Source organism: Sphaerisporangium sp. NPDC004334, from assembly GCF_053602655.1.
Map to the genome: position 1 here is coordinate 383,364 of NZ_JBSGDZ010000001.1, position 14,170 is coordinate 397,533.

Annotated in this window: 10 protein-coding genes; 9 read left to right on the top strand and 1 reads right to left on the bottom strand. The window is 72.9% G+C overall.

Annotation, left to right across the window (positions count from 1 at the left end):
* The first annotated feature begins 8 nt into the window (after positions 1-8).
* The 8 genes from ACWEN6_RS01560 to ACWEN6_RS01595 all read left to right on the top strand — a co-directional run bounded on the left by ACWEN6_RS01560 (position 9) and on the right by ACWEN6_RS01595 (position 12,929).
* On the top strand, positions 9-6,038 hold the full coding sequence (locus tag ACWEN6_RS01560) for an SDR family NAD(P)-dependent oxidoreductase (protein ID WP_452568436.1): 6,030 nt from the start codon (positions 9-11) through the stop codon (positions 6,036-6,038).
* A complete protein-coding gene (locus ACWEN6_RS01565; RefSeq protein ID WP_452568437.1) occupies positions 6,035-6,808 on the top strand; it encodes an SDR family NAD(P)-dependent oxidoreductase in 774 nt (257 codons plus the stop codon). Before ACWEN6_RS01560 ends, ACWEN6_RS01565 begins: the two co-directional genes overlap by 4 nt.
* Positions 6,809-6,816: 8 nt before the next feature.
* Entirely contained in the window at positions 6,817-7,314 is a 498-nt protein-coding gene (locus ACWEN6_RS01570) for an ester cyclase (RefSeq protein ID WP_452568438.1), read from the top strand.
* A gap of 7 nt (positions 7,315-7,321) precedes the next feature.
* On the top strand, positions 7,322-7,717 hold the full coding sequence (locus tag ACWEN6_RS01575) for a nuclear transport factor 2 family protein (RefSeq protein WP_452568439.1): 396 nt from the start codon (positions 7,322-7,324) through the stop codon (positions 7,715-7,717).
* A gap of 97 nt (positions 7,718-7,814) precedes the next feature.
* Positions 7,815-9,479, top strand: a complete 1,665-nt coding sequence (locus ACWEN6_RS01580) for an ABC transporter substrate-binding protein (RefSeq protein WP_452568440.1) — start codon at positions 7,815-7,817, stop codon at positions 9,477-9,479.
* The gene (locus tag ACWEN6_RS01585) at positions 9,476-10,396 is read left to right on the top strand and encodes an ABC transporter permease (RefSeq protein WP_452568441.1); all 921 of its coding nucleotides are present in this window, start codon (positions 9,476-9,478) and stop codon (positions 10,394-10,396) included. Before ACWEN6_RS01580 ends, ACWEN6_RS01585 begins: the two co-directional genes overlap by 4 nt.
* Positions 10,393-11,193, top strand: a complete 801-nt coding sequence (locus ACWEN6_RS01590) for an ABC transporter permease (RefSeq protein ID WP_354852532.1) — start codon at positions 10,393-10,395, stop codon at positions 11,191-11,193. Before ACWEN6_RS01585 ends, ACWEN6_RS01590 begins: the two co-directional genes overlap by 4 nt.
* Positions 11,190-12,929 (top strand): dipeptide ABC transporter ATP-binding protein, encoded by a 1,740-nt coding sequence (locus tag ACWEN6_RS01595; RefSeq protein WP_452568442.1) that lies wholly within the window; start codon positions 11,190-11,192, stop codon positions 12,927-12,929. The genes ACWEN6_RS01590 and ACWEN6_RS01595 overlap by 4 nt, the downstream gene beginning before the upstream one ends.
* Positions 12,930-13,040: 111 nt before the next feature.
* Here the strand turns inward: ACWEN6_RS01595 and ACWEN6_RS01600 are convergent, their stop codons facing one another.
* Positions 13,041-13,523, bottom strand: a complete 483-nt coding sequence (locus ACWEN6_RS01600) for a winged helix-turn-helix transcriptional regulator (protein ID WP_452568443.1) — start codon at positions 13,521-13,523, stop codon at positions 13,041-13,043.
* A 240-nt stretch (positions 13,524-13,763) separates the two neighbouring features.
* Between ACWEN6_RS01600 and ACWEN6_RS01605 the strand changes: the two genes are divergently transcribed.
* Positions 13,764-14,147 (top strand): NAD(P)H-binding protein, encoded by a 384-nt coding sequence (locus ACWEN6_RS01605; protein WP_452568444.1) that lies wholly within the window; start codon positions 13,764-13,766, stop codon positions 14,145-14,147.
* Positions 14,148-14,170 lie beyond the last annotated feature (23 nt).

Genomic DNA, 14,170 nt, shown 5'->3' on the forward strand with positions numbered 1-14,170 from the left:
GTTCTCCCATGGCTGACGACGCACAGCTTCGCGACTATCTGAAGCGCGCCATCGCCGACGTCCATACCTTGCGGTCCCGACTCCACGAGGTGGAGTCGGCGCGGCGGGAACCGGTCGCGATCGTGGGCATGGCCTGCCGGTTCCCCGGCGGGGTCAGCTCGCCGCAGGACCTGTGGGAGCTGGTGGCCTCCGGGCGCGACGCGGTGAGCGAGTTCCCCGCCGACCGCGGCTGGGACCTCGGCTCGCTGTACGACCCCGACCCCGACCACCAGGGCACCTCCACCACCCGCCACGGCGGGTTCATCGACGACGTGGCCGGGTTCGACGCCGGGTTCTTCGGCATCTCCCCCCGCGAGGCCCTCGCCATCGACCCGCAGCACCGGCTGCTGCTGGAGACGGCGTGGGAGGCGTTCGAACAGGCCGGGATCGACCCCGGGACGCTGCGCGGCAGTCGTACCGCCGTGTTCGCGGGGCTGGCCGGCGGCGACTACGGCGTCGGGGCCGGTCATCCCGTGGAGCTGGAGGGGCAGATCGGCATCGGGACGCTGCGCAGCGTCGCCTCCGGTCGCATCGCCTACGCCTTCGACTTCGAGGGCCCGGCCGTGACGGTCGACACGGCCTGCTCGTCGTCGCTGGTCGCGCTGCACCTGGCGGCGCTGTCGCTGCGGTCGGGAGAGTCGGACCTGGCCCTGGCCGGAGGCGTGTCGGTGATGGCGACCCCACAGGGTTTCGTCGAGTTCTCCCGCCAGCGCGGCCTGTCGGCCGACGGCCGCTGCAAGGCGTTCGCCGCCTCCGCCGACGGCACCGGCTGGGCGGAGGGGGCCGGGTTCCTGCTGGTCGAGCGGCTGTCGGACGCGCAGCGGCTCGGCCACCCGATCCTGGCGGTGGTGCGCGGTTCGGCGGTGAACCAGGACGGCACCTCCAATGGCCTGACCGCGCCGAGCGGCCCGTCGCAGCAGCGCGTCATCCAGGCCGCCCTGGCCGGGGCCCGCCTGTCGGCGGCCGACATCGACCTCGTGGAGGCCCATGGCACCGGCACCAGGCTAGGTGACCCGATCGAGGCCGCGGCCATCCTGGCCACCTACGGCCAGGGCCGCGCGCCGGGCCGTCCGCTGTGGCTGGGCTCGCTGAAGTCCAACATCGGGCACTCCCAGGCGGCGGCCGGCCTCGGCGGGGTGATCAAGGTGGTGCAGGCGATCCGGCACGGGCTGCTGCCGCGGACCCTGCACGTCGATGAGCCCTCTCCGTATGTGAACTGGTCGTCGGGCGAGGTGGAGCTGCTCACCGAGGCCCGCGACTGGCCGTCGGAGGGGCCGCGCAGGGCCGGGGTGTCGGCGTTCGGCGTGAGCGGCACCAACGCCCACGTGATCATCGAGGAGGCCCCGGCCACGGCCGCCACCGAGCCGGGCAGGCCCGCCCGGACGGGCCGGGTGCCCTGGGCGGTCTCCGCCCGCACGCCCGGCGCGCTGCGCGCCCAGGCGGCCCGGCTGGCCGACTTCGCGGCCTCGGGTCAGGACCCGGCGGACGTGGCGTGGTCGCTGGCCCGCACCCGGGCGCGGCTCGACGAACGGGCCGTGGTCGTGGGGGCGACCCCGGCCGAGCTGGCAGAGGCGCTGCGGGCGCTGGCGGCGGGCGAGCCGTCGGCCTCGGTGGTCACCGGCCGGGCGGGCGGGCACCTGGCCTATCTGTTCACCGGGCAGGGGAGTCAGCGGGAGGGTATGGGCAGGGAGCTGTACGACCGGTTCCCGGTGTTCGCCGAGGCGTTCGACGCGGCCGTGGCCGAGGTGGACCGGCACCTTGACGGGGCTTCGGTCAGGGATGTGGTCTTCGGGTCCGACGGTCTCCTCGACCAGACCGTCTACACGCAGACCGGGCTGTTCGCGTTGCAGGTGGGATTGTTCCGGTTGCTGGAGTCGTGGGGTGTGCGGCCCGATCATGTGGCCGGGCATTCGATCGGGGAGCTCGCGGCGGCGCATGTGGCCGGGGTGTGGTCGCTGGCGGACGCGGCGCGGGTGGTCGCGGCCCGGGGGCGGTTGATGCAGGCGCTGCCGCCGGGTGGCGCGATGGCGGCCGTCGAGGCCACCGAGCAGGAGATCCCGGGCACCGTGGAGATCGCCGCGATCAACGGCCCGTCGTCGGTGGTGGTGACCGGTGACCTGGACGCGGTCGAGTCGGTGGTGGCCGGGTTCGCCGCACGTGGCCGCCGCACCCGGCGGCTGGAGGTGAGTCACGCCTTCCACTCCGCGCGGCTCGAACCGATGCTGGACGGGTTCCGCGAGGTGCTCGAATCGGTGGCCTTCCACCAGCCGCGCGTTCCGCTGGTGTCCACGCTGACCGGTCAGATCGGAGAGGTCGGCACACCGGACTACTGGGTTCGTCAGGTGCGCGAACCCGTCAGGTTCGCCGACGCCATCGTGACCCTCGACGCGGCGGGGGTCACGACGTTCCTGGAACTGGGCCCGGACGCCGTCCTGTCCGGCATGGCCAGCAAATCGCTTCCCGCCGACCGGTCCCTGGTCCCGGTGCTGCGCCGCGACCGGTCCGAGGAGCGCACCGCGCTGCTCGCCCTGGGCCGGGCGCACATCCACGGCCGGCCGGTCGACTGGGAGGCCGTGCTCCCGCAGGCGCGCCGGGTCGACCTGCCGACCTACGCCTTCCAGCACGACCGCTACTGGCTCGAACCCCCCACGCTGGGCTCCGGCGACCCGGCGGCGCTCGGCCTCACCGCGGCCGGGCATCCGCTGCTGGGCGCGACGGCCGTGCTGGCCGACGCCGGCGGCGTGCTGCTGTCGGGGAGGCTGTCGCTGCGCACCCATCCCTGGCTGGCCGGGCACACCGTCATGGGCACCGTCATCGTCCCCGGCACCGCCCTGGTCGAGCTGGCCGTGAGAGCCGGGGACGAGGTCGGCCTGCCCGCCCTCGACGAGCTCGTCGTCGAGGCCCCGCTCGTCGTCCCGGCCGACGGTGCGGTCGACGTCCAGGTCCACGTCGGCGCGCTCGACGACGAGGGCCGCCGTCCCGTCACCATCCACTCCAGCAGCGGCGAGGGCTGGATCCGGAACGCGGCGGGAACCCTCGCCGAATCGGGCCCGGCCCCGGAGAGCATCGACCGGTGGCCCCCGCCGGGCGCCGTACCCGTCGACATCGAGCACCTCTACCAGGAGCTCGCCGACGCGGGCCTCACCTACGGGCCCGCCTTCCAAGGGCTGCGCGCCGCCTGGCGGGACGGCGACGAGCTGTTCGCCGAGATCGCGCTCCCGGAGGCCGAACGGGGCGAGGCGGACCGGTTCGGCGTGCACCCGGCGCTGCTCGACGCCGCCCTGCACATCGCCGCGCACCACGGGCTCAAGGACGTGCCGCAGGGGCGGAACCGCCTGCCCTTCGCCTACGGAGGGGTCCGGCTGCACGCCTCCGGCGCCGCCGGGCTGCGGGTCCGGCTGGTCCTGCACGGTCCCGACGAGCTGTCCCTGCACGCCGCCGACGACACCGGCGCGCCGGTCGTGTCGGTCGCCTCGCTGCGGGCCCGCCTGGTCTCGGCCGACCGGCTGCGCCCGGCGGGCCACGACTCCCTGTACACGCTCACCTGGACCGAGGTGACCCCGCGGCCCTCCGGCGAGCAGCCCGGCGTCGCGGAACCCGGCGTGGAGTCCCGCGTCGTCCAGGTCACCGGCGAGGAGTTCGGCGATCTGGACACGCCGGACGCCGTCCACGGGCACGTGAACCGGGTGCTCGGCCAGGTGCGGCGGTGGCTCTCGGAGGAGAGCGAGAAGCCGCTGGTCGTCCTCACCCGGCATGCCGTCGCCGTAACCCCGCAAGAGAACCCGGACCCGGTCGTCGCGCCGGTCTGGGGGCTGGTCAGATCCGTACAGGCGGAACATCCCGGGCGGTTCTTCCTGGTGGACGCCGACGACGGGGCGCCGGAGGCGGCGCGCCGGGCGGTCGCCGCCGTGCTCGGTTCGGGAGAGCCGCAGCTGGCGGTGCGGCAGGACAGGCTCCTGGCGCCGAGGCTGGCGCGCGTGTCCGCGCTCGACGGCGTGTCCGCGCACGACGGCGCGTCCGCGCACGACGGCGCGGCGGCGCGGGAGTGGGACAAGGACGGCACGGTGCTGATCACCGGCGGTACGGGGGCGCTCGCGGGGGAACTCGCCCGGCACCTGGTGCGGACCGGGCGCACCCGCCACCTGGTCCTGCTGGGCCGTGGCGGGCGCCTGGAACCCGGCCTGGAGGAGGAGCTCACCGGGCTCGGCGCGCACGTGACCGTCGCCGCCGCCGATGTGGCCGACCGCACGGCGGTCGCGGCGGTGCTGTCCGCGATCCCCCTGGACCGGCCGCTGACCGCGGTGGTGCACGCGGCGGCCGTCGTCGACGACGGCCTGGTGGAGTCGCTCACCGGTGAACGGGTGGAGCGGGTGCTGCGCGCCAAGGCCGGCGGCGCGTGGGTGCTGCACGAACTCACGCGCGGCCACGACCTGGCCGCCTTCGTGCTGTACTCGTCGGTGGCCGGGCTGCTCGGCGGCCCGGGGCAGGCCTCCTACGCCGCCGCCAACGGTTTCCTGGACGCGCTGGCCGCGCACCGCCGTGCCCTCGGCCTGCCGGGCCTCTCGCTGGCTTGGGGCCTGTGGGAGCGCCCGACCGGGACGACCGCCCACCTCACCGGCGCCGACCGGGCCAGGGCGGCGCGCGCCGGGCTCCGCGCGCTGACCACACAGGAGGGGCTGGCGCTGTTCGACGCGGCCCTCGAACGGGACCAGCCGCTCCTGGTCCCGGCCCGCTTCGATCTGCGGCCCCGGGACGAGCAGCCGCCCGCCCTGCTGCGGGGCCTGGTCCGCCCGGCCCGGCGCACCGCCGCGTCGCGCGCGGCGGCCGGGCCGGCGCTCGCCCACCGTCTCGCCCGGCTGCCCGGAGAGCGGCGCGAGGAGGCCGCGCTGGAGGCGGTCACCGCCGAGGTCGCCGCCGTGCTCGGCGCGAACGCGGCCTCGATCGCTCCCGGCCGCCCGTTCAGCGAACTCGGCCTGGACTCCCTGACCGCCGTGGAACTGCGCAACCGCCTCGACGCCCTGGCCGGGCTGCGGCTGCCCGCCACGGTCACCTTCGACCACGGCACCGCCGAGGCCCTCACCGGTTATCTGCTGACCAGGCTGGATACGGCCGGGCCTGAACCGGACCCGGAGCCGGTCCGCCAGGGCCCGCTGTCGGAGCTGTACCGCGCCCTGTACGCCAAGGGCCAGTACGCGGCGGCGGCCGAACTGATCGGCGTCGCCTCCCGGCTGCGCGGCGCCTTCACCGCCGAGCAGACCCCCGGCCACGTGCTGCCCCCGATCCGCCTCGCCGAGGGCCCGGCGCCGGTCGCCGTCATCTGCTTCCCCGCCGTCAGCGCCATCTCCGGCCCGCACGAGTACGCCCGCTTCGGCCAGGCGCTGAACGGCCTGCGGGACGTGCACGTGCTCCCGTCGCCCGGTTACGACCCGCAGGACCTGCTCCCCGACACCGAGGAGACCTACGTCCGGATGCACGCCGACACGGTGGCGAAGCTGGTCGGCGGGAGGCCCTACGTCATCGTCGGCCGGTCGATGGGCGGCTGCGTGGCCCACTCGGTCGCGGAGGAACTGGAGAACCGGGGGCTGCCGGCGTCCGGGCTGGTGCTGATCGACTCCTACCCGATCGACAGCCCCACCCTGGAGGGCCTGCGCGAGTGGTGGCTGAAGGCGATGCTCACCGGGATGCTCGAACGCATCGAGCGCTACCGCATGGTGTGGAGCGACGCGAGCCTCACCACCATGGGCGGCTACGGCGTCGTGCTGGCCGGGTGGCGGCCCAAGCCGATCTCGGCCCCCACCCTCATGGTCCGCGCCGCCGAGCCGCTGCGCGGCACCATCGTCGACCCGACGGGCCGGCTGGACTGGCGGCCCTCCTGGCCGCTGCCGCACGAGACCACCGACGTGCCCGGCGACCACTTCACCGTGCTGGAGGAGCACTCCGGCACCACGGTGGCCGCCGTGCGGGACTGGATCGAGACCATCGAGAAGAGGAGCGTATGAGCACACAGGTCGTGGCCGTCACCGGTGCCGCCGGTGGGATCGGCCGAGCCATCGTGGGGCTGTTCGCCGAGCGGGGCGCCCGCGTGGTCGCCGTCGACGCCGACAAGCGCGGCCTCGACGAACTGGCCGGTGACGGCATCGCCACCCTGGCCGGGGACGTCTCCGCCGAGGAGACCAACGACGCTTTCGCCGAGCTGGCTCTGAGCCGGTTCGGCCGGCTCGACGCGGTCGTCCTGAACGCGGGCGTCGGCGGCGCCGGGCCGCTGGAGTCACCTGGTGCGATCGAGCGGTTCGACCGCATCTGGGCGATCAACGTGCGCGGCGTCGTGCTCGGCGTGAAGGCGGCGCTGCCCGCGCTGCGGGCCTCGGGGGGCGGTTCGATCGTGGTCACCTCCTCGATCTCCGGTCTCGGCGGCGACCCGGGTACCTGGGCGTACAACGCGACGAAGGCGGCGCTGGTCAACCTCGTGCGCGGGCTGGCCGTCGACTACGCGGTCGAGAACGTCCGGATCAACGCCATCGCGCCCGGCGGGGTGTCGGTGGGGCTCAACGCCGGCGCCGCCGCCCATCCCGTGCTCGGCCCGGCCATCCTCGCGCGGATTCCGCAGCACCGCTGGTCGCAGGCCCGAGAGCAGGCCGAGGCCATCTGGTTCCTGACCTCGCCCGCCGCCTCGTACATCACGGGCGTCACCCTTCCCGTCGACGGCGGCCTGAGCGCCAACAACGGCATCCTGCTGCCCCCCGCCCGCCCGGGCGACTCACCCCGATAGGAGCGTCTATGAGCACCGAGAACGGCACCTCCGGCAACGGCACCGAGAGGAACGTCGACAGCAACATCGACGGGAACGTCGACGGGAACATCGATCGGAACGTCGATCGGAACGTCGAGAGGAACAAGGAGACGGCGCGGCGGCTCTACGAGGAGCTGATCACGCTGCACCGGCCCGAACTGCTGGAGGAGCTGATCGCCGAGGACGCCGTCGACGAGACCATCAGGTCCGGCGGCGGCCGGGAGGACTTCCGCCGGCACGTCGATTCGGTCTGGGCGACGGTCGAGGGCGTCAAGGCGACCGTCACCGACCTGGTCGCCGAGGGCGACCGGGTGGTGGTGTTCTGGCGCGTCGAGGGCATCCAGCGGGCGCCGCTCTTCGGCGCCCCCGCGAGTGGCCGTCATTTCACCGGCCACAGCATCAGCACCATCACCTTCCGGGACGGGAAGATCGTGCGATACACCGTCCTGCCCGACCGGCTGGGTATTCTCCAGCAGATTTCCTGAGGCGCAAATGGATGAATTGTCATTAGAGGACGTTTCGGACATCCGGGGCACACTCGCCCTGTTCTCTCACGTCTTCGACAACCAGGAGGTCGGCGAACTCCACCGCGTGTTCACCGAGGACGCGGCGATCGAGATGACCCGGGGCGCCGGGCGGATCGTTCAGGGCCTGCCCGCCATCGCCGAATTCTCGCTCGTGCTCGGCCCTGACGGGCCTGACCACCAGACTCTCGACAGCCACGTGTTCGTGGACGAGGCGGGAGCGGTACGGGCGCGCAGCCGTTACCTGGCGATCCTTCAGGACGGGAGCGTGCACAACGGGGAGTACCTCGATCTGCTGGAACGCACTCCGGACGGCTGGCGGATCAGCCGCCGAGTTTCCATTCCGCGATTTCCCCGGGAATAGCCCTTAGGGGGTATTAGGGGTACCGGGAAGGTGGGCCGCGAATTAGCCTTCGGACTGAAATATCGGCTAATTATTCACGCTTGCCGGATCGGTGAAAATGCACATTCTCCTAAAAACCCGATGGTGCGGAGCCGTCGCGGCGCTGGCGCTGTTCCTGGCCGCCTGCGGCGGCTCCCCGGCCTCCTCCACCGGTGCCCCGGCGGCGCCGGCCGCGCCGGTCAAGGGCGGCTCGCTGACGTTCGCGGCCGACACCGAACCGGTCTCCTTCGACGTCCACCAGAGCTCCCAGGACATCACCGGCGCGATCATGCGCAATGTCTTCGACTCGCTCATCTCCCTGGACGCCTCCGGCAAATTCCATCCGTGGCTGGCCGAGTCGTGGAAGGCCGCGCCCGACCTGAAGAGCTACACCTTCAAGCTGCGCAAGGACGTCGTCTTCCACGACGGCACCCCGTTCGACGCCGAAGCGGTTAAGATCAACTTCGACCGGATCCACGACCCGGCCACCAAGTCGCAGCTCGCGGCGAGCCTGCTCGGGCCCTACACCGGCACGAAGGTCGTCGACTCCCACACGGTGACCGTGGAGTTCTCCCAGCCGTTCGCGCCGTTCCTGCAGGCCGCCAGCACCGCCTACCTGGGCTTCTACTCGCCCAAGACGATCGCGGCCAACTCCGCGGCGCTCGCCTCCGGCGGGCCGGTCGAGGCCGGCACCGGGCCGTTCGTGTTCAGCCAGTACGCCAAGGGCCGGCAGGCCGTCTTCACCCGCAACGACGCCTACAAGTGGGCGCCCGAGACGGCCGCGCACACCGGACCCGCCTACCTCGACAAGCTGACCGTGCGCTTCCTGCCCGAGGCCTCGGTGCGCGTCGGGTCGCTGTCGAGCGGGCAGATCGACGTCGCCGCGGCCGTTCCGCCCGCCCAGAGCGCCAGGCTCAAGGGCAACGCCGCCCTGACGATGCTGAGCGCCGACTACCCGGGCGGCAACTACAGCATCTACCTCAACACCTCCAAGCGACCGCTCGACGACGAGAAGGTCCGCAAGGCGATCCAGCGCGGCATCGACATCGACACCGACATCAAGGCGCTCTACTTCGGCCAGTTCAAGCGCGCCTGGAGCCCGCTCGCGCCGACCACGCCGGGCTACGACGCCTCCCTGGAGAACTCCTGGCCGTACGACCCGGCGCTGGCGAACAAGCTGCTCGACGAGGCGGGCTGGACCGCCAAGGACGCCGAGGGCTACCGCACCAAGAACGGCGAGCGCCTGGTCGTCGACTGGCCGCTGCTGCCCGCCCAGTACGTCCGCGACCAGCGGGACATCCTCGGCCAGGCCTTCCAGGCCGACCTGAAGAAGATCGGCGTCCAGGTGATCCGCCCGCAGGCCGACATCGGCACCTACCTGGAGCGCGTCTACGGCGGGAAGGCCGACATGGCCGACTACAGCTGGTCGCGCGCCGAACCCGACGTGCTGTGGCTGCTGCTCAACGGCGCCAGCCGGCCGCAGAAGGGCGGCCAGAACGCCACCTTCCTCAACGACCCCGACCTGACCAAGTGGACCGACCAGGGCAGGGCCACTCTGGACGAGACCGTGCGCAAGGACGTGTACGGCCGAACCCAGCAGCGCGCGATCGACCTGGCCATCGTCATCCCGATCTACACCCAGTCGCAGGTGCTCGGCCTCAGCAGGCAGGTCCAAGGCCTCAGCCTGGACGCCAACGCCTGGCCGCTGTTCTACGACGCCTGGCTCGGCAAGCCGTCCCGATGAGGACGGCCCTGAAAAGGGCGGGAGCGGGGATCGCGGTGCTCTGGGGCGCCGCGACCCTCGCCTTCGCCGCCCTCATGCTCCTGCCGGGCGACCCGGTGGCCACCCTCCTCGGCCCGGCCACCATGGCCTCGGCCGAGGTCCGCGACCGGATCCGCGCCGACTACGGCTTCGACCGGCCCGTCCTGGTGCAGTACTTCGACTACCTGAGGAAGCTGGTGACCGGCGACCTCGGCTCGTCCTACCAGCTCCAGCGCCCGGTCTGGGGTCTGATCACCGACCAGCTCGGGCCGACCGCGCAACTGGCCGTCGCCGCGGTGGTCGTGGCCGTGGTGATCGCTCTCATCAGCGCCGTCGCGACGGCGGGCCGGGACCGCCGGGTACGCGCGGTGGCCGGGGCGTGGGAGCTGGTGGCGGTGTCGCTGCCGTCGTACTGGCTGGGAATCCTGCTGCTGACCGCGTTCTCCTTCCAGCTTCGGATCTTCCCGGTGATCGGCACCCAGGACCTCGCCGCGCTGGTGCTGCCCGCGCTGACCCTGGCGCTGCCGATCGCGGGCCTGCTCGCCCAGGTGCTGCGCGAGGGGCTGGAGGCCGCGCTGGCCCAGCCTTTCGCGCTCACCGCACGGGCACGCGGGCTCTCCCCGCTCGCCGTACGGCTCCGCCACGCCCTGCGCCACGCCGCGGCGTCGCTGGCCACCCTCACCGGGTGGCTGGTGGGCACCCTGCTCGGCGGCGCCGTCCTGGTCGAGACGGTGTTCGGCCGGTCGGGCATCGGGGCCCTCACCCTCCAGGCGGTCGGCGACAAGGACATGCCGGTCGTGATGGGGGTGGTGCTGCTGTCGGCCCTGGTCTTCGTGGTCATCTCCGCCGTCCTCGACCTGCTGCACGCGGTCATCGACCCGAGGCTGCGTCCCGCATGAGAAGATCGACGATCATCGCGGGGCTGGCGCTCGCACCGCTGCTGGCCGCCGCCGCCGTGCCCGGTCTGCTGACCTCCGTCTCGCCGATCACCATCGACCCGGTGCACGCGCTGCTGCCGCCCGGCGCCGGCCACTGGTTCGGCACCGACCAGCTCGGGCGTGACCTGTTCACCCGGGTGGTGTACGGCACCCGTCCATCCCTGCTGCTCGGGCTCGGCGCGACCGTGCTCGCGGTCGCCGCCGGGGCGCTGGTCGGCGTCGTGGCGGCGCTCGGCGGCCGGGCCGTCGACCAGGCGACCATGCGCCTGCTCGACGTGCTGCTGTCACTGCCGCAGCTCCTGCTCGCCCTGCTGGTGATCACCGTGCTCGGCGGCGGCCTGGCCAACGTCGTGGCGGCCATCGCGCTGGCCTTCACCCCCGGGTACGCCCGGATGGTCAGGACCGAGGCGCTGGTCGTGCGGCGGTCGGGCTACGTGGAGGCCGCGCACGGCCTCGGCCTGCGGCCGGTGGTCCTGGTGGCCCGGCACGTGCTGCCCAACGCGGTCGGGCCGGTGCTGGTGCTGGCCACGGTCGGGTTCGGCACCGCGCTGATCGCCGGGTCGGGGCTGAGCTTCCTCGGGTTCGGCGTGAAGCCGCCCGACCCCGAATGGGGGTCGATGCTCGCCGAAGGCCGCGACTTCCTGGCCGACGCCTGGTGGCTCGGACTGTTCCCCGGCGCCGCCATCACCCTCACGGTGATCGGCGTCAACGTGCTCGGCCGCGCGGCCCAGCGCCGCTACACCCGGAGGACATCATGATCGACGTCGACGGGCTGACCGTGTCGTTCGACGGGCCGCCGGTCGTGCGGGACGTGTCGTTCCAGGTCACGCCGGGCGAGTGCCTGGCGATCGTGGGCGAGTCCGGCTCGGGCAAGAGCGTGACCGCCCGCGCCCTGGTCGGGCTGGCGGGTGACCGGGCGAAGGTCTCCTCGCGCGGCTTCACCTTCGACGGGCAGGACCTGTCGCGGCTGTCGGAGGCCGGGTGGCGCGGGGTGCGGGGGCGGCGCATCGGGCTGATCCTCCAGGACGCGCTGATCTCCCTCGACCCGCTTCGCACGGTCGGCGCCGAGGTGGCCGAGACGCTGCGCACCCATGACGTGGTGCCGGGCAGGGCGCGGCGCGAGCACGTGCTCCGCCTGCTGGCCGAGGCCGGCATCCCCGACCCTGAGCACCGCGCCGGGCAGCACCCGCACGAACTCTCCGGTGGCCTGCGTCAGCGAGCCCTGATCGCCTCGGTGGTGGCGGCCGGGCCCTCGCTGCTGGTCGCCGACGAACCCACCACCGCGCTGGACGCTACCGTGCAGGTGCAGATCCTCGACCTGCTCGGCCGTCTCAAGGACGCCGGCTCCGCGCTCCTGCTGATCAGCCACGACCTGGCCGTGGTCTCGCGCCTCGCCGACCGCGTCGCGGTCATGTACGCCGGGCGCATCGTCGAGGAAGGGCCCGCCGCCGACGTGCTGGCCGAGCCCGCGCACCCGTACACCAGGGCTCTGATGGCGGCGGTCCCCGCCGCCCACGCCAAGGGCACCCTGCTGTCGGTCCTGCACGAGGGGCCCTCGGGCGCCTGCGCCTACGCCGCCCGGTGCGCCCTGGCCGAGGACCGCTGCCGCGACGAAGACCCACCCGACGCCGATGTCGCCCCCGCCCGCCGGGCCCGCTGCCACCGCCCGTTCACCCGGCTCCCGGACCTCCCCCCGGTCGGCCTCGGTGGCGACCGGGACCCGGGCCCCGTCCTGCTGTCGGCCGAAGGCCTCGTCAAACGGTTCAGGGGCCGGACGGCGGTCGACGAGGTCTCCTTCGAACTGCGAGCGGGGGAGACCCTCGGCCTGGTGGGCGAGTCCGGCTCCGGCAAGACGACCGTGGCCCGCATCGCCCTCGGCCTGCTCGCCCCCGACGAGGGGACGGTGATGCTCGGCGGCCGCCCCTGGAGCGGCGTGCGGGAGAAGGAGCGCAGGCCCGGACGCCGCCGCATCCAGGCCGTCTACCAGGACCCGCTCGGCTCCTTCGACCCCCGGCACTCCGTCGGGCGCATCGTCGGCGAGGCCGTCGCGATCACCGGCGCGCCCAGGAACCGGCGCGCGAGGAGGGTGCTCGAACTGCTCGACATGGTCGGCCTGCCGGCCACCCTGCTGCGGCGACGGCCGTCGCAGATGTCGGGAGGACAGCGGCAGCGGGTCGCCATCGCCCGCGCGCTGGCCACCGGCCCCGACATCCTGGTCTGCGACGAGCCCGTGTCGGCGCTCGACGTGTCGATCCAGGCGCAGATCCTCGACCTGCTCGCCACCCTGCAGCGGGACCTGGCGGTGGCCATGCTGTTCATCTCGCACGACCTCGGGGTCATCCACCACGTCAGCGACCGGATCGCGGTCATGAAGGACGGCCGGATCGTCGAGAGCGGCCCGGTGGCCGAGGTGTTCGGCTCGCCCAAGGACCCCTACACCAAGGACCTGCTCGCCGCCGTCCCCACCCTCACCTCGGAGCCGACCCCGCGGTGACCGCCATCCCCGGGATCGCGCCAGGCCTGCGAACGACTCGATGACCGCGACCGCGTCGCCGAGGCCGTCCCGATCGACCCATGAACGGCCCCCCCGGGAGGTACCGGCGCGTCAGGACGGCTGGACGCCGTCCTTCCGGGCGTCGGGGCCGCTGATCGTCCAGCCGGGCGCGTGGGAGACCAGGTGCAGGTCGTCATCGCTGATCGCCTGACCGCAGGTGCGGCACACCATGGCCGGCCGAATGGGGTGCCCGTGGTGCTCCAGAACCAAGGGCGGGTCATCGGCCGCCCAGCGGTCGCCCCAGGTCATGAGGCCGACGAGCACGGGGAGAAGCTCTCTGCCCGCCTCGGTGAGGTGGTACTCGAACCGGGTGGCCTGGTATTCCCGCTTCTCGAGGATGCCGTCGGCGACCAGGGACTTGAGCCGGACGGCCAGCCGGTCACGTGGCGCCCCGGTGTTGCGGGCGATCTGGCTGAACCGCCGGTTTCCGAAAAGGATCTCTCGCATGGCCAGTAACGACCAGCGGTCGCCGGCCACCTGAAGCGTGGCCGCTATCGAACAGGGTCTTCCTGGCACCACCGGGGACTCGGCCATGATTCAGAGTACCAAGCCACGGTTTGCTATTCAAACCGTCGAGCGATAACGTGACGCCACGGTCTGAAAATCAAACCGTTCGGACCGTGATCACGCTCGCGCATCGTCGCGGCGATGCCCCACCTGTCCATGGTCGCCGGGCCCGGAGACGTCACCGGCCTGATCGCGGACGCCGCCCGCCACGGCTGACAGGCGGCGACACATCGGTGCGACCAATGCGACTAATGAGGAGGAAATGGAATGCCGGAGAAGACGATCCTGGTGACCGGGGCAGGAAACGCAGGATCGGTGGGGAGGAAGGTCGTCGCGCGCCTGCGAGGCCGCGGACTGCCGACCCGTGCGCTGGTCAGGCAGGATGACGAACGCGCCGAGACCCTCCGCGCGACAGGAGCCGAAGTGGTCGTCGGCGACCTCACCCGGCCGGCGGACGTCGCCCGTGCCCTTGAGGGGTGCCACCGCGTCTACTTCGGGATGAGCGTGTCGAGCTCCTACCTGGAAGCGACGACGGCGGTCGCCGCCGCCGCACGCGAGCACGGGGCCCTGGAGGCCTTCGTCAACATCCTCGGCAGGCCACCCCTTGACGTCCGGGACTTCGCCGAGAACAACCGCACGATGTTCCAGTAGTTCATCTCCGCCGATCCGGCGCC